The sequence below is a fragment of the Streptomyces sp. NPDC002004 genome (assembly GCF_053593975.1).
This window is the reverse complement of sequence record NZ_JBSFDP010000012.1, coordinates 172,083-187,909: the sequence shown is the minus strand read 5'-3', so window position 1 is coordinate 187,909 and position 15,827 is coordinate 172,083. Positions and strand designations below refer to the sequence as shown.

Sequence of the window (15,827 nt, the reverse complement as noted above, 5' to 3'; positions counted from 1 at the left end):
AGCACCGCCGATGACCGCAGAACTGCTCGACGGCAAGGCGACCGCCGCCGACGTCCGCCGCGAACTGGCCGAGCGCGTGGCCAAGTTGACCGCGAGCGGCGGCCGCCCGCCGGGACTCGGCACCGTCCTCGTCGGCGACGACCCGGGCAGCCGCGCCTACGTCGCAGGCAAGCACCGCGACTGCGCGCAGGTGGGCATAGCCTCCATCCGCCGCGAACTGCCCGCCGACGCCGGCCAGCAGCAGGTCGAGGACGTCATCGACGAACTCAACGCCGACCCGGCCTGCACCGGCTACATCGTCCAGCTCCCGCTTCCGCGCCACCTGGACGCCAACGCCGTACTGGAACGCATGGACCCGGCCAAGGACGCCGACGGGCTGCACCCCGTCAACCTCGGCCGGCTCGCCCTCGGCGTCGAGGCCCCGCTGCCCTGCACCCCGCGCGGCATCGTCGAACTGCTGCGCCGGTACGAGGTGCCGCTCGCCGGAGCCCGTGTGTGCGTGATCGGACGCGGCATCACCGTGGGACGGCCCATCGGCCTCCTGCTCACCCGCAGGTCGGAGAACGCCACCGTCACCCTTTGTCACACCGGAACCAAGGGCCTGGCCTGGCACCTGCGCGAGGCGGAGATCGTCATCGCGGCCGCCGGCTCGCCCGGACTGATCACCAAGGACATGCTGCGCCCCGGCGCGGCGGTCCTGGACGTCGGCATCACCCGCACCGAGCACGGGCTGGTCGGCGACGTGCACCCGGAGGCCGCCACGGTCGCCGGATGGCTCGCGCCCATGCCCGGGGGCGTGGGCCCCATGACCCGGGCCATGCTGCTCGCCAATGTCGTCGAGGCCGCCGAGAGGAACGCGAACGCCGTATGAACGCGCTGACCACACCCCTGGCGGACCTGGACCCCGAGGTCCACGCCGCGCTGCAGGCCGAACTGCACCGCCAGCAGTCCACCCTCGAAATGATCGCCTCCGAGAACTTCGCGCCCTCCGCGGTGATGGAGGCACAGGGCTCGGTCCTCACCAACAAGTACGCCGAGGGCTACCCGGGCCGTCGCTACTACGGCGGCTGCGAGCACGTCGATGTCACCGAGCGGCTCGCCATCGAGCGGATCAAGTACCTCTTCGGTGCGGGCTTCGCCAACGTTCAGCCGCACTCGGGTGCCCAGGCGAACACGGCTGTCTTCTTCGCACTGCTCCAGCCCGGCGACACCATCCTCGGCCTCGACCTCGCGCACGGCGGGCACCTCACCCACGGCATGCGCATCAACTACAGCGGCAGGATGCTCAACGTCGTGCCGTACCACGTGTCCGAGGCGGACAACCTCGTCGACCTGGACGAGGTGGAGCGGCTCGCCAAGGAACACCGTCCCAAGATGATCATCGCGGGCTGGTCGGCGTACCCCAGGCAGCTGGACTTCGCGGCCTTCCGGCGGATCGCCGACGAGGTGGGCGCCCTCCTCATGGTCGACATGGCGCACTTCGCGGGCCTGGTCGCCGCCGGGCTGCACCCCAACCCCGTCCCACACGCCCACGTCACCACCACGACGACCCACAAGACGCTCGGCGGCCCGCGTGGCGGGGTCATCCTCACCAACGATGCCGACCTCGCCAAGAAGATCAACTCAGCGGTGTTCCCCGGTATGCAGGGCGGTCCGCTGGAGCACGTCATCGCCGCGAAGGCCGTCTCCTTCAAGATCGCCGCCTCGCCCGCGTTCGCCGAGCGCCAGACCCGTACCCTCGCCGGCGCCCGTATCCTCGCCGAACGCCTCACCCGCCCGGACGCGGCCGCCGCCGGGGTGAAGGTGCTGACCGGCGGTACGGACGTCCATCTGGTCCTGGTCGACCTCCGCGACTCCGAACTGGACGGCAGGCAGGCCGAGGACCTGCTCCACGGGATCGGCATCACCGTCAACCGCAACGCCGTGCCCTTCGACCCGCGCCCGCCCATGGTCACTTCGGGCCTGCGCATCGGCACCCCGGCCCTGGCCACCCGAGGCTTCACCGACGAGGACTTCGCCGAGGTCGCCGATGTGATCGCGCTGGCGCTCCGGCCCGAGCCCGACATCGCCGCCCTGCGCGCCCGCACCGAGGCACTGGCGGCGAAGCACCCGCTCTACCCGCACCTCTCAGGTTCTTCAGGAGACACCCGATGAGCCCCCGCACCCCCGGCGCCGAACTCCCCGAACACCCCGACTGGCTGTGGCGCACGCCCGAACCGAAGCGGTCGTACGACGTGATCGTCGTCGGTGGCGGCGGACACGGCCTCGCCACCGCCCACTATCTGGCGAAGAACCACGGCATCACCAACGTCGCCGTGCTGGAGAAGGGCTGGCTGGCGGGCGGCAACATGGCCCGCAACACCACCATCATCCGCTCCAACTACCTCTGGGACGAAAGCGCCGGCATCTACGAGCACGCGCTCAAGCTGTGGGAGGGACTGGCGGAGGAGCTCGACTACCCGATCCTCTTCTCCCAGCGCGGGGTGCTCAACCTCGCCCACAGCCTTCAGGACGTCCGCGACAGCGTGCGCCGCGTCGAGGCGAACCGCCTGAACGGCGTGGACGCGGAATGGCTCGACGCCGAGCAGGTCAGGGAAGTCTGTCCGATCGTCAACATCTCTGCGGACGTGCGCTATCCGGTCATGGGCGGTACCTACCAGCCGCGGGCCGGCATCGCCAAGCACGACCACGTCGCCTGGGGCCTGGCCCGCTCGGCCGACGCCGCAGGCATCGACATCATCCAGAACTGCGAGGTCACCGGCCTGGACATCACCGGCGGCCGGGTGGTCGGAGTCCAGACCACACGGGGCCCGATCGCGGCGGGCAAGGTGGCGCTCTGCTCGGCCGGACACACCTCGGTGCTGGCGGCGATGGCGGGCATCGAACTCCCGCTGCAGAGCCACCCGTTGCAGGCACTCGTCTCCGAACTGCTGCAACCCGTGCACCCGACGGTCGTCATGTCCAACGCGGTCCATGTGTACGTCAGCCAGGCGCACAAGGGCGAGCTGGTGATGGGCGCGGGCATCGACTCGTACAACTCCTACACGCAGCGCGGCGCCTTCCACATCATCGAAGAGCAGATGTCCGCCGCCCTCGAACTCTTCCCCGTCTTCGCCCGCGCCCACGTGCTGCGCACCTGGGGCGGCATCGTCGACGTCAGCCCCGATGCCTCGCCCATCGTCGGACTCACCCCCGTCGACAACCTCTATGTCAACTGTGGCTGGGGCACGGGCGGGTTCAAGGCCACCCCGGGCGTCGGCTGGGTGTACGCCCACACCATCGCCCACGACACCCCTCACCCCCTCAACGCCCCCTTCTCGCTCGACCGTTTCACCACCGGCGCGCTCGTCGACGAGCACGGCGCGGCCGCGGTGGCCCACTAGGGAGCCGAACCATGCTGCTCATCCCCTGCCCGTGGTGCGGGCCGCGCGACGAGGCCGAGTTCCACTACGGCGGCCAGGCACACGTGCCTTATCCGGAGGACCCGGCGGCCCTGACCGACGAGGAGTGGGCCCGCTACCTCTTCTTCCGCGACAACCCGAAGGGCCCGTTCGCCGAGCGCTGGAGCCATGCGGCGGGCTGCCGCCGCTGGTTCAACGCGGTGCGGGACACGGCGACGAACGTGATCCTCGCCGTGTACCGGGCGGGGGATGAGCGTCCGGAAGCGGCTGAGCCGCGTCCGGTGATTCCAGCCCGTCTGGGGGTCCCCCCTCTGGGGGAGTTCGAGGCCGAGCCCGAAGGGCGGTCCACGACCACCGGCCCTCGGCCGGCATCGAAGCCGGTGTCCGCTGCGGTGGGCGTCCCGGGTCAACCGTTCCGGCTGTCGGCAGGTGGTCGGGTCGACCGCGGCCACCCTGTGCGCTTCACCTTCGACGGCACCGAATACCAGGGCTACCGAGGCGACACCCTCGCCTCCGCCCTCCTGGCCAACGGGGTCATCCAGGCCGGCACCAGCATCAAGCTCGGCCGCCCGCGCGGCATCTTCTCGGCCGGCGTGGAAGAGCCCAACGCCGTCGTCCAGATCGAGGCGCCCTTCCCGGAGCCCATGCTGCCCGCGACGACCGTCGAGCTCTACGACGGCCTGGCGGCGAGCAGCCTGCCCGGACAGGGACGCCTCGCCACCGAACCGGACCCGGCCCGCTACGACGCCGTACACGCCCACTGCGACCTGCTCGTGGTCGGCGCGGGACCGGCGGGCCTCGCCGCGGCGGCAGTCGCCGCCCGCAGCGGAGCACGCGTCATCGTCGCCGACGACCAGCCGGAACTCGGCGGCAGCCTCCTCGGCACAGGCGAACTCCTCGACTGGGTCGACGCGACCGGCGCGCAGCTCGACGCCGCTCCCGATGTGCGCGTGCTGCGCCGGACCACCGTCTTCGGCCACTACGACGACAACCACCTCCTCGCCGTCGAGCGCCGCACCAACCACCTCGGCACCGAGGCCCCGGACAATGTCTCCCGCGAGCGTGTCTGGCGCATCCGCGCCAGTCGCGTCGTCCTCGGCACCGGCGCCCACGAGCGGTCACTCGCCTTCGCGGACAACGACCGCCCCGGTGTGATGCTGGCTGCCTCGGCCCGCGCCTACGTCAACCGGTACGGTGTCCTGCCCGGCCGCCACGCCGTCGTCTTCACCACCAACGACAGCGCCTACGCGGCAGCACTGGACCTCACCGCGGCGGGCGTGGACATCACGGCGATCGTCGACACCCGCAGCAAGCCGGGGGAGTGGGCGGAGCGTGCCCGGGCGGCCGGCATCGAGGTGCTGACGGGGCATGCCGTCACCGGCACGGAGGGCGACACGCGACTGACCGCCGTGACCGTCGCGCCGTACGGACAGCCCACGGGGCAGCGGGAGTTCACCGCCGATCTGCTCCTGGTCTCCGGCGGCTGGAACCCGGTGGCGCATCTGTTCAGCCAGGCGGGCGGCAAACTGCGCTACGACGAGGAGCTCGGCTCCTTCATCCCCGACACCTGCCGCCAGGCGGTCGAGGTCGTGGGCGGCGCAAGCGGCGTCCTCGACCTGGCCCGGGTCCTCACGCAGGGGGCAGCCGCCGGCGCCCGCGCGATCGAGGCCGAGGGCTACACCCCCCGGACGCCCCACCTCCCGCAGGTGGCCGCGCAGCCGCAGACGCCACCCATGCAGGTCTTCGCCGTCCCGGGCCGGGAAGGCGCCCCGCGTTTCGTCGACCTCCAACGCGACGTCACCGTCGACGACTTGGCCCGGGCAACCGGCGCCGGTATGCGCTCGGTCGAGCACACCAAGCGCTACACCACGGCCGGCACGGCCAACGACCAGGGCAAGACCTCCGGCGTCCTGGCCAGTGGCGTCGTCGCCGAACTGCTCGGCGTGGACGTCTCGGCGCTCGGCACGACCACGTTCCGGCCGCCGTACACTCCGGTGTCCTTCGCCACGCTCGCGGGCCGCGACCGCGGGGCCCTGCACGACCCGGTCCGCACGACGGCCCTGCACGAGTGGCATCTCGCGCACGGCGCCCTGTTCGAAAACGTCGGTCAGTGGAAGCGGCCCTGGTACTACCCGCAGGACGGCGAGGACATGGAGGCCGCGGTGCTGCGCGAGTGCGCAGCCGCCCGCGAGGGCGTCGCGTTCATGGACGCCTCAACTCTCGGCAAGATCGACGTTCAGGGTCCGGACGCCGCCGTCTTCCTCGACCGGGTCTACACCAACATGATGAGCACCCTGAAGGTCGGCATGATCCGCTACGGCGTGATGTGCCGCCTCGACGGCATGGTCTTCGACGACGGCACCGTCATCCGCCTCGCCCAGGACCGCTTCCTGGTCACCACGACCACGGGCAACGCGGCCGCCGTACTGGACTGGATGGAGGAGTGGCTGCAGACGGAGTGGCCGGAACTGAGGGTCCACTGCACGTCCGTGACCGAGCAGTGGGCCACCGTTGCCCTGGTCGGCCCGCGCTCCCGCGATGTCCTCGGCGCACTCGCACCCCAACTGGCCGTGGCCAACGACGACTTCCCGTTCATGGCCTGGCGCGAGACGACCGTTGCCGACATCGACGCGCGGGTGTGCCGGATCAGCTTCTCCGGCGAACTGGCCTACGAAATCAACGTGTCGCCATGGGAGGCCCTCGCCCTCTGGGAGGCGCTGTACGAGACCGGTGCCCAGTACGGCATCACCCCCTACGGCACCGAGACGATGCACGTCCTGCGGGCGGAGAAGGGCTACCCGATCATCGGCCAGGACACCGACGGTACGGTGACGCCTCAGGACCTCGGCATGAGCTGGGCGGTGTCCAAGAAGAAGCCCGACTTCATCGGCAAGCGCTCCTACGCCCGCGCCGACACCGTCCGCCCCGACCGCAAGCACCTGGTCGGCCTGCTCCCCGAGGATCCGGTCGCCTTCCTCCCCGAGGGCACGCACCTGGTCACCGACAGCGTGCTTCCGGCCCCGCCCGTCCCGATGCTCGGCCATGTCACTTCCAGCTACCGCAGTGCGGCCCTCGGCCGGACGTTCGCGCTCGCCTTGGTCAAGGGCGGCCGGGAGCGCATCGGCGAGCGGTTGTACGCCCCCGTGGGCGACCGGCTGGTTCCGGTGACCGTCGCCAGCCCCGTCCTCTACGACCCCGAGGGAGCCCGCCGCGATGGCTGACACCGCCCTGACCGCACAGCGCCGCAGCCCCCTGGCGCGCGCCGCCCACCACATGGCCGCCGCGACGCGATCGTCCCGCGGCGCGGTCCGACTGGCCGAACTGCCCTTCCTGGCCCAGGTCAACGTCCGCCTGGACGCCAAGGGGGCGGCGGCGGACGCCGTCGGACTCGCCTTGGACCTCCCCCTGCCCCTCGAACCCAACACTGTCGTACAGGCCGGTGAGTTGACCGCGCTGTGGCTAGGCCCGGACGAATGGCTGTTGGTGGGCCGGCCCGGGACCCAGCGGGACCTGGAGAGCCGGATCCGCTCGGCCGCCGCGGACGAACCGGTGTCCGTCACCGACGTCTCGGCCCAGCGCACCACACTTCTCGTCGCGGGCCCCCGCGCCCGCGACCTGCTGTCCCACGGTTGCCCACTGGACCTGCACCCGCGCGTCTTCGGGGCCGGACGCTGCGCCCAGACCACCCTGGGCCGCGCCCAGATCGTGCTGGTCTCCCGTGACGAGCCCAGAGCCGGATTCTGGGTACTGGTCCGTTCGTCCTTCGCCGGCTACCTGACGGACTGGTTGCTGGACGCGGCGACGGAATACGTGTGAGCCAGCTCAACGGGGTGCGCATTCCCGCAGCTCAGCGGCGTTGACCTGGCCCGGGTCGGCCTCCACGCCGCGAAGGAACGGCACGCCGAGACGGTGGCGGCGCGCAGCAGCCGCAGCTCCGCACCGGCCGCTCGGCCGCCCGGCCGGGCGCGGCAGGCCTCTCGGCCACCACGTAGTCAGCGCCCGACCGCTTTCAATCGCCGCAGGACGGGGCTTACGGGCCTCGCCCACGTCAGACTCCTGGGAGGGCCTCTACGATCACGGCTATGGACTGGGTGCAGCGGGCCGCGAAGTTGAGGCAGTGGACCAGGAACGGGACCCGTGCTCCGCACAAGCCGCTGCTGCTCCTGTATGCGCTCGGCCGGTTCCAGGAGGATGCGGATGGTGGCCTGCGATACAGCGCGGTGGAGCAGGACCTGCAGCGGCTGCTGACCGAGTACGGCCCGCCGAACCCTACGACGCCTGCCTACCCCTTCCACCACCTGGTCAGCGACGGAGTTTGGGAGGTGCGCACCGATCGTGGGCCCGGCAGCCCCGGAAGCGGAGTGCGGGATCTGAGGGAGACGGGTGCCACGGGGAGACTTGCGGCGGACTTGAGAGCAGCGCTGCGACGCGAACCGCAGCTGCTCGGCAAGATCGCGCGATCGCTGCTCGATGTGCACTTTCCGCCTTCTCTCCACAGTGAGCTGTGCGAAGCCGTCGGCTTGCAACTGGAGCCGGCGGAGACCGAACAGCCTTCGACGGCGCGCAGGCAGCGGGACCGGCGGGTGCGGGAGCTGGTGCTGACTGCCTACGAGTACCAGTGCGCCTTTTGCGGTTACGACGGCAGGATCGGCGCGGTGCCGGTCGGACTTGAGGCCGCCCACGTGCGCTGGTGGGCGTTCGACGGGCCCGACGACGTCGAGAACGGCCTGTGCCTGTGCTCGCTGCACCACAAGCTCTTCGACAAGGGCGTCCTCGGTGTCGGAGACGGTCACCAGATCCTGGTCTCGCAGCTCTTCGTCGGCCACAGCCCCGCCGCCCGCGAGCACGTCATAGCGCATGCAGGATCACGCGTCGTGCAGCCCGCGCAGGAACAGTCCCCAGCCCACCGCGGCCCCGACCAGGACGCCGCCGGTCATCGTGGTGGCCAGCGTGTCCGGAGAAGGGGAGGCGTACAGAGCCGGATAGAGGGGCATCGGCAGCAGGGCCAGTGCCGTGACGGCCACGGTGGTCCGGGCCGGGCGCATGGAGGCGACGGTGAACAGGGCGGCCAGCGCAGCGGGAATGAGCGGCATCAGGGTTGCCGCGATGACCAGGACCACGGCGATTGCCACGGGCCACCTGCGGCGCCACAGAAGTAGCGCACTTCCGGCCGCCGGCACCATCCCTTCCCGCACGAAGCCCGCCATGCCCCAGGGGAGAAGGCCCTCCAGCCGCGGCGTGGGGACGAAAGGCGACGCGAGCCACGGATACACCGACAGACCGCGTGCCTGCGCGAAGTTCACCGTCACGCACAACGTCGCGCTCCCGGCCGCGACCAACAGGTCAACGGCCCGCCGGGCGTGCTCCGTCCTTCCCCATTCCATGGCGCGCCAGCATACGGCGCGGAAAACGCCCCCGACTGCACACGAACACGCAACCCCGCTGTCTGCGCCCACGTCTATACCAAAGTATAGGTACCCTCCGCGGCTCATCCTTTCGACACTTGCACGTCGCCTACTTTCTGCCGAAGGAAAGCGCTGCAGCGATTCCTAACGTGTTCCCTGACGCAGTCGTTCACCTCGTGAGGAAACAGATATGAACCGTACGCCCGTGATTCTGCGCCCGCTGCTCGCCGCGGCCGCACTCGTGATCGGCATCCTGACCATGGCCGGGAGCCTGCCGCTGGCCTCCCGCCTGACCGGCCTGCTCTCCTACGTCCTAGGTCCCACACCGAGTCAGATCGTCCTGCTGCTCGCGGGTGTCCTCGCTTTCGGGATCACACTGCACCGCAGCCTGCGACCCCTGCGCGTCACTGCCGACGCCACGGACCGGTGATCGGCACCATGAACCGCACCACCCTCGCCGTGGGCGCGGCCGCCGTCCTGGCCGTCGCCCTCACCGCCTGCAGCACCCTCACCGGCGTCACATCACCCGCGGATGCCCGCAACAAGGCTGCCGTGGGCAACAAGCACGGCAGTCCCATCGACTGCACCACGGCCAAGTGCGTGGCCCTCACCTTCGATGGCGGTCCCAGTGCCCCGACTCCCAAGCTCCTCGACATCCTGAAAAAGGAAAAGGTGCACGCCACGTTCTTCCTGCAAGGAAAGGGGCATACGGCCAAGTACCCCGAAACGGTGCGCCGCATGGCCAGGGAAGGACACGAGATTGCGAACCACACCTGGTCCCACAAGGATCTGACCAAGCTGAGCCCGGATGAAATCCGGGCCGAAATAAAGCCTGTTCAGGACGACATCCGGAAGGCTACCGGCAAGGCTCCCACTCTCATGCGCCCGCCGGGTGGGAGCACCAACGACGACGTTTCGAAGGTCATGAAGGGCCTGGGTCTCTCCCAGATCCTGTGGAGCGTCACCGCGAAGGACTTTGCGACCACCGACACAGCCCTGATCAAGAAGCGGGTCCTCGACCAGACCAAGCGCGACGGCATCATCCTGCTTCACGAGCGCTACGCCGGCACCATCCCCGCAGTGCCGGAGATCATCAGCGCACTACGACGCCAGGGCTACACCTTCGTGACCGTTCCCCAACTGATGTCACCGGCTCATCCCCAACCCGGCAAGGTCTATCGCCCCTGACCGCGGTCCGGCCTCATGCCGGCAGTTCTTGTCGGCGCAGGCCGCTGTCATGCGTCCACGGGGCTTGTGGGTGCATCCGCGTCAGCGGGCAGGGAGCCGGTGCGGGGCCTTCCGCCTGGCGCCGGGCCACGCGATGCTGTGTGCCGCTGCCGGAGGGAAGGCAGCGGCACACGTGGGGGAGGAGCACGACATGGACCGGGTGGAGCTGTCCGGGCTGTCTCGCACCGGCCGTGTCCACGTCGTACTGGCCTGGGCACTGTGCGTGTTGTCGCTGCTGCTCGCCGCGGCAACCTGGCTGCCCGGACCGGACAGCGTCCCCTTCGCGGCAGTGGGCGCCGTACTGGTCGCGGTCTTCCCGGTCTTCGGTGCCGCCCTGCCGCGGGCCTTGTTCTCCGAGGGAGCCAGGGCCTTGCTCGGGAGGGCGAACGGCCGCCGGATGTTCCGCTTCATATGGACCCTGCCGACCGGTCTGAAGTGTTTCTACGCGGTGGTCTTCGCCGCAATGCTGCTGGCCGTCGCGACTGGGGGTGTGGCGCAGGACGCCAAGGCAGACGGACATGGGGGCTACTACTACACCCGATGGAACAACACGGAGCTGCGCAGCGAGCGGGTTGCGCTCAGTGAGGACGAGTATCGCGCGGCCACCAAGGCCCAGGCTCGCGTCTTTGCCTCGGCGGCCGCGCTCTTCCACGCCATGGGTGGCTTTCTGGTCCTCGTGGCAGCATCGCCGTCCGCCACCGCCCGGCGCAATGCGACCCGACCGGAGCGGGTCGCATGAACCGGTTACGTCTCCTGCCGGCTTGCCCCGGAGGCCTGAGCGTCTCAGGGTGAGGGCGTCCGGGCAGCGGTCGCCACGGAAGGGCCAGTGACCCAGAGACACGTACCTCGGCTTCCGGGGTGAGCCGCGGTGACACCAGGGCCCGTTTCCCCGGCGCCGAGGGCGCGCACCGGGGCAGCCTGCTGGCGGCGTTGGCCCCAGGAGGGCGCTTTCCGCATACGGTCTTCCGATCCATGTCACAAATGGCCGGGCTGGCTTGTCTCGTGAGGTGAAGGAAGAAGTTCACGTCAGGAGGGTGATGGTCATGCGGGTGTTCGTGGCAGGCGGGACGGGGGTCCTGGGGCGGCGGCTGGTGCCGCAGCTCCTCGCGCGTGGCCATCAGGTGACGGCCACCACGACGAGCGCGGCGAAGCTGGGCCTGGTGGCGCGGCTGGGCGCGGACGGGGTGGTGATGAACGGGCTGGATGCGGCGTCGGTGGGGGAGGCGGTGGCCAAGGCCCGGCCGGAAGTGATCGTGCACCAGATGACCGCCATCTCCCTGGGACACGCCGGCAAGCCCGACATCAAGCACCCGGACCGTTGGTTCGCCCTCACCAACCGGCTGCGCAGGGAAGGCACGGACCACCTGCTGGCGGCGGCCGAGGCGACCGGGGTGTCCCATGTCGTCGCGCAGGGCTACGCCTCCTGGAACGGTATCCGCGAGGGCGGGTGGGTGAAGACGGAGCAGGACCCGCTGGACGTGCTGGAGGGTACGGCGGCGCAGGCGGGCCTGGAGACGTTGGGGTACGCCGAGGACAGGGTTCTGCGGGCCGGTGGCGCGTTCCTGCGGTACGGCGCGTTCTACGGTCCGGGCGCCATCGACGACCAGGTCGAGCTGGTCCGCAAGCGGCAGTACCCGCTCATCGGGCGGGGCACGGGCCACAGCTCGTGGGTGCATCTCGACGACGCGGCGAGCGCCACCGTGCTGGCCGTGGAGCAGAAGGCGGGAGGCGTGTACAACATCGTCGACGACGAACCGGCCCCGGCAAGTGAGTGGCTGCCCCATCTGGCGGCATGCGCGGGAGCGAAGCGGCCGATGCGTCTCCCGGTGTGGCTGGCCCGGCTGCTGGCCGGCGACCAGGCGGTGGTGATGATGACCGAGGGCCGCGGCTTCTCCAACGTCAAGGCCAAGCGCGAGCTCGGCTGGCAGTTGCGCCATCCGTCGTGGCGGCAGGGCTTCGCGGAGGAGCTGGCGTGACCGAGAAGACCGGGAAGGCCGAGGAGTTCGAGGGGGCTGCGGCCGCTGCTGTTCTCGATCGCGTACCGGATCCTGGGCAGCGTGACCGAGGCCGAGGACGTCGTCCAGGAGACCTGGCTGCGTTACGAGGCGTCCCCGACATCCCCCACGTCGGCCAAGGCGTTCCTGTCCGCCGTGGTCACCCGCATCTCGATCAACGTGCTGCACTCGGCCCGCGTCCGGCGTGAGGAGTACGTCGGGCCCTGGTTCCCCGAGCCGCTGCTTGCCGATCCGTACCAGGACCCCGAGCGCTCGGCCGAGCTGGCCGACTCGGTGTCGCAGCACCGTCGGCGTCATCACCACCGTCGACAACCCCACCCTGCTCCAGTGGATCCGGCGGGAAGCGCTCGCCACGAACTCGGCGGGTCCGTAGGAAATCGTCCCCGCGGTGCCACGCGGCCCGACCGGCCTGTCGGGTCCAGGGGTACCTGGCGCTGAGGTCATCGCGGCACCCACCGCCGGCTCTCCGGGTGGCTCGGCGGACACCCGTCACAACAGGAGGGTTCGCCAGCGGTCGGCCGACTCTGTCATGTCCTGGATGACCCGCTCCAGGAAAGTGCCTGCTTTGACCAGCCGCTGCCGCACGGGGCTGTCGGGCCCCAAGGCCTCCGCCGCCGCCGTCGCGGTCTTCGCCGTCCGGAGCGTCTGTTCCGAGCCGATCACGATCGAGTGGTACCAGGCCTCGTCGTCGAGTACGTAGACGTCGTGGCGCCGTTGCGGATTGCGCTCGCGGCGGACATACCCGTTCTGGACCAGGTAGTTCACGGCCGTGGAGATGGAGGCCGGGCTGACCTGCAACCTGCGGGTCAGCTCGGCTGCGGTGCGCCTGCCGTCCTCGGACAGCAACAGGTCGACGTGCACACGCGCTGTCATCCTCGGCAACCCCGTCCTGACCGCCACCTCGACGATCTCCTGCGCCGCCGCGTCGACCGGCGGTGTGGCCGCGTATGGGGGTGTCGGTGTGCTGCGCCGCGCCCGCTGGGATGTCGCCTGGTGCGCCTGCTGGGGCCGGTAGTCGGCGGGGCCGCCGTTGCGCGCGATCTCCCGGCTGATCGTCGAGGTCGGCCTCTCGAGCCGCCTGGCGATCTCGGCGTAGGAGAGCCCGTCGGCGAGTCCGGCCGCGATGCGCTGGCGGTCCTGCTGGGTCATGCGCCCTCCTGGCATGCCGTCAGTATTGCCTTCGGCGCCATTCATTGCAACGCGGCGTTGCATTCGCGTGCAGCGTCATTGCATCAATTGGCCTCCGGTGACCTGGGGATATGCACTTCCTCTGATTGACGTCAGGCTGAATGCAACGTAGCTTTCGAGTTGCTTCAAACGCCTGCAGTTGCGAGATGAGGAAGAGTCATGGGTGAATCCCTGCACACCGTCACGACGCTGCCGACGGCGCGTCAGCCCGGCTGCCCCTTCGATCCGCCGGCGGAGCTGATCGACGCCCGACGCCACGGCCCCATCAGCCGTTACACCCACCCCGGCGGGAAGCCCGGCTGGCTGATCACCGGATACGACCTGGTCAGGTCGATCCTGGCCGACTCGAGGTTCAGCTCGCGCAAAGAGCTCCTGAACGTGGTCGACTTCGAGATCCCTCCGGCGCCGCCCGGCGAGTTCCTCCTCATGGACGAACCACAGCACGGGCGTTACCGGAAACCGCTGGTGGGCAAGTTCACCGCACGGCGGATGCGACTGCTCACCGAACGCATCGAGCAGATCACCACCGACTGTCTGGACGCCATGGAGAAGACTGGGCCGCCGGCGGACCTGGTGACCGCGTTCGCCAAGCCCATTCCCACCATCATCATCTGTGAGCTGCTGGGGGTGCCGTATCAGGACCGGGACTCATTCCAGGAACAGATCGACAAGTTCATGAACGGGGAGACGACCGACGAGGACCTGATGGCGGCCTACACCGCGACCCAGAACTACCTCGCACAGCTGGTCGCCGCCAAGCGCGCGAACCCCACCGACGACGTGCTCAGCGAACTCACCGACAGCGACCTGACCGATGAGGAGCTGCAGGGGATCAGCCTGATCCTGCTGGCGGCCGGGTTCGACACCACCGCGAACATGCTGTCCCTCGGCACCTTCGCGCTGCTGCAGAACCCGACGCAACTGGCTGCACTGCGCGCCGACCCCGCGCTCACCGACCAGGCCGTGGAAGAGCTGCTGCGGTATCTGAGCGTCGCCAAGACGTTCATGAGGACGGCGCTGGTGGACGTCGAGGTGGGCGGCCAGACCATCGAGGCCGGCACGACGGTCGTCCTGTCGTACAACACCGCCAACCGCGACGCCGAGCGCTTCACCGATCCCCACGTCCTCGACCTCCACCGGCAGGACGGCGGACATCTCGCCTTCGGCCACGGCATCCACCTGTGCCTGGGCCAGCAACTGGCTCGCATCGAAATGCGGATCGCCCTCCGCGCTCTGATCAACCGCTTCCCCACGTTGCGCCTGGCTGTGCCGGCTGAAGAAGTTGGCCTGCGCCCGGAGACCGCGGACATCTACGGGGTGAAGAGCCTCCCGGTCACCTGGGACGTGTGACCACGCACAGATTTCTGCGGAATCTCCTGCACAGCCGCCGGTGGCCATGCCCACCAGGTGAGCGCAGTGAACGCCGGGCGCTGCTCGCCGGGTCCTGAGTCCGGGCCCTGTTCGTGTCTTATGGGCCGACTTGGGCCCAGGGTAGGCCCTGGGACCCTGTCCCTGGGCCCGGGGGCGGGCCTAGCGTGGCGGGTGCTCCCGGGGGACGCACTCGTGGCGTGTGAGCACCAGTCAGTTCACTCGCACTCACGAGAGGTTGGTGAGTCGCTTGTCGCGGCTCGGGCTTCACATGCTTACCGGCGTCACGCGCACCAGTGCCCCCAAATACACGGGCGACCACGACACTTGGCCATCCTCGCTCAAGGCTGTACGCGTTCTGCTGCACGTGCTGTTCGCCTTCACGGTGGTGGGCTCCTTAGGGGTGATCGGTGCGGCCGTCGCCGACCAGGCGATGGCTCCGGGGCTGTTCGCACTGGCGTTGTACGCGGCCGCGCCGGGCGTCCTGTCCTGGGTGCTGTTGTGGCGCATTCCCCGAGGTGGCAGACGTGTCTGGGGCGGTCTGATCGCTCTGCAGATGTGGTTGATCGCGGGCAGTCTGCTCAACCTCGCCGCCGGGTCGCTCCTCGGCCTGAGCCAGCTGCTGCTGCCGGTGCTGATCCTGGCGTTCCTCACCAGGCCGGAGAGCCGGATGTGGTTCGCAGTGCCGGTACGGACAGGGAACTGGCGCGGCCTTCGTGCGGCGCTTTCCCGGTTCTCCTTCTCGCGCATGCTCTACCGGCGGCGCGATCGGGGACAGACGGCCGTGGAGTACCTGGGCCTGATCGTGATCGTCGTACTGATCATCCTGGCTCTGGTGACCGGTGGGGTATCCCGCTACGTCGCCGACGGCCTCCACAACACGGTCTGCACCATCACCGACTCGTCATGCGGAAGGGGCGGCGGATCGGCCGGCGGGAGTGACGGGGGTACTGGGGGCAGGGCCGGCGGTGGCACCGGTTCGGGTGGTTCGACGGGCGGCGCCGACGGGGGCACGGACGGAGGTTCGAGTGCGGGCGGCACGGCTTCCGGCGGTACGAGCTCGGGTGGTCCGAGCTCCGGCGGGACGGACTCGGGTGGTGCTGCTTCGGGCGGCTCCACTTCCGGTGGTTCGGGTTCCGGTGGTTCGAGTGGTGGCGACTCGGGCGGAAGCAATGGCGGGGACGGCGGCGGCGGTACCGACGGTGGTTCCGGCTCAGGTGGTT

The 15,827-nt window shown here is 69.9% G+C and carries 12 protein-coding genes and 3 pseudogenes; 13 read left to right on the top strand and 2 right to left on the bottom strand.

From position 1 onward, the window contains the following. The first annotated feature begins 10 nt into the window (after window positions 1-10). The 6 genes and pseudogenes from ACWCP6_RS20420 to ACWCP6_RS20395 form a co-directional block, all read left to right on the top strand. Complete coding sequence (locus ACWCP6_RS20420) at window positions 11-871, top strand: bifunctional methylenetetrahydrofolate dehydrogenase/methenyltetrahydrofolate cyclohydrolase (RefSeq protein WP_450933863.1); 861 nt, start codon at window positions 11-13, stop codon at window positions 869-871. Next, a complete protein-coding gene (glyA, locus tag ACWCP6_RS20415; protein ID WP_450933862.1) occupies window positions 868-2,154 on the top strand; it encodes a serine hydroxymethyltransferase in 1,287 nt (428 codons plus the stop codon). Before ACWCP6_RS20420 ends, glyA begins: the two co-directional genes overlap by 4 nt. Then, complete coding sequence (locus tag ACWCP6_RS20410; RefSeq protein ID WP_450933861.1) at window positions 2,151-3,383, top strand: sarcosine oxidase subunit beta family protein; 1,233 nt, start codon at window positions 2,151-2,153, stop codon at window positions 3,381-3,383. Before glyA ends, ACWCP6_RS20410 begins: the two co-directional genes overlap by 4 nt. 11 nt (window positions 3,384-3,394) lie before the next feature. Then, window positions 3,395-6,622: a sarcosine oxidase subunit delta family protein gene (locus tag ACWCP6_RS20405; protein WP_450933860.1), complete on the top strand. Its 3,228-nt coding sequence runs from the start codon at window positions 3,395-3,397 to the stop codon at window positions 6,620-6,622. Beyond that, window positions 6,615-7,217, top strand: coding sequence for a sarcosine oxidase subunit gamma (locus ACWCP6_RS20400; RefSeq protein WP_450933859.1), 603 nt, complete (start codon window positions 6,615-6,617; stop codon window positions 7,215-7,217). Before ACWCP6_RS20405 ends, ACWCP6_RS20400 begins: the two co-directional genes overlap by 8 nt. A 266-nt stretch (window positions 7,218-7,483) precedes the next feature. Then, a pseudogene (locus tag ACWCP6_RS20395) lies at window positions 7,484-8,311 on the top strand (phosphorothioated DNA-binding restriction endonuclease); the annotation flags it as partial. Here the strand turns inward: ACWCP6_RS20395 and ACWCP6_RS20390 are convergent. After that, a complete protein-coding gene (locus ACWCP6_RS20390; RefSeq protein WP_450933891.1) occupies window positions 8,267-8,785 on the bottom strand; it encodes a hypothetical protein in 519 nt (172 codons plus the stop codon). The pseudogene ACWCP6_RS20395 and the gene ACWCP6_RS20390 sit on opposite strands and share 45 nt — an antisense overlap. Window positions 8,786-8,996: 211 nt before the next feature. Here ACWCP6_RS20390 and ACWCP6_RS20385 point away from each other — a divergent pair, with 211 nt between their 5' ends. From ACWCP6_RS20385 to ACWCP6_RS20365, 5 genes and pseudogenes are all read left to right on the top strand, one after another. Next, complete coding sequence (locus ACWCP6_RS20385; RefSeq protein ID WP_450933858.1) at window positions 8,997-9,236, top strand: hypothetical protein; 240 nt, start codon at window positions 8,997-8,999, stop codon at window positions 9,234-9,236. An 8-nt stretch (window positions 9,237-9,244) separates the two neighbouring features. Continuing rightward, entirely contained in the window at window positions 9,245-9,994 is a 750-nt protein-coding gene (locus ACWCP6_RS20380) for a polysaccharide deacetylase family protein (protein ID WP_450933857.1), read from the top strand. Between the two features lie 190 nt (window positions 9,995-10,184). Then, the gene (locus tag ACWCP6_RS20375; RefSeq protein WP_450933856.1) at window positions 10,185-10,772 is read left to right on the top strand and encodes a hypothetical protein; all 588 of its coding nucleotides are present in this window, start codon (window positions 10,185-10,187) and stop codon (window positions 10,770-10,772) included. 298 nt (window positions 10,773-11,070) lie between these two features. Next, entirely contained in the window at window positions 11,071-12,009 is a 939-nt protein-coding gene (locus ACWCP6_RS20370) for an NAD-dependent epimerase/dehydratase family protein (RefSeq protein ID WP_450933888.1), read from the top strand. After that, a pseudogene (locus ACWCP6_RS20365) lies at window positions 12,006-12,327 on the top strand (sigma factor); the annotation flags it as partial. The gene ACWCP6_RS20370 and the pseudogene ACWCP6_RS20365, both read left to right, overlap by 4 nt. 210 nt (window positions 12,328-12,537) lie before the next feature. Here the strand turns inward: ACWCP6_RS20365 and ACWCP6_RS20360 are convergent. Further along, window positions 12,538-13,197, bottom strand: coding sequence for a helix-turn-helix domain-containing protein (locus tag ACWCP6_RS20360; protein ID WP_450933855.1), 660 nt, complete (start codon window positions 13,195-13,197; stop codon window positions 12,538-12,540). Between the two features lie 198 nt (window positions 13,198-13,395). Here ACWCP6_RS20360 and ACWCP6_RS20355 point away from each other — a divergent pair, with 198 nt between their 5' ends. Then, window positions 13,396-14,586, top strand: coding sequence for a cytochrome P450 (locus ACWCP6_RS20355; RefSeq protein WP_450933854.1), 1,191 nt, complete (start codon window positions 13,396-13,398; stop codon window positions 14,584-14,586). Between the two features lie 289 nt (window positions 14,587-14,875). Beyond that, window positions 14,876-15,827 (top strand): annotated as a pseudogene (locus ACWCP6_RS20350) (hypothetical protein); the annotation flags it as partial.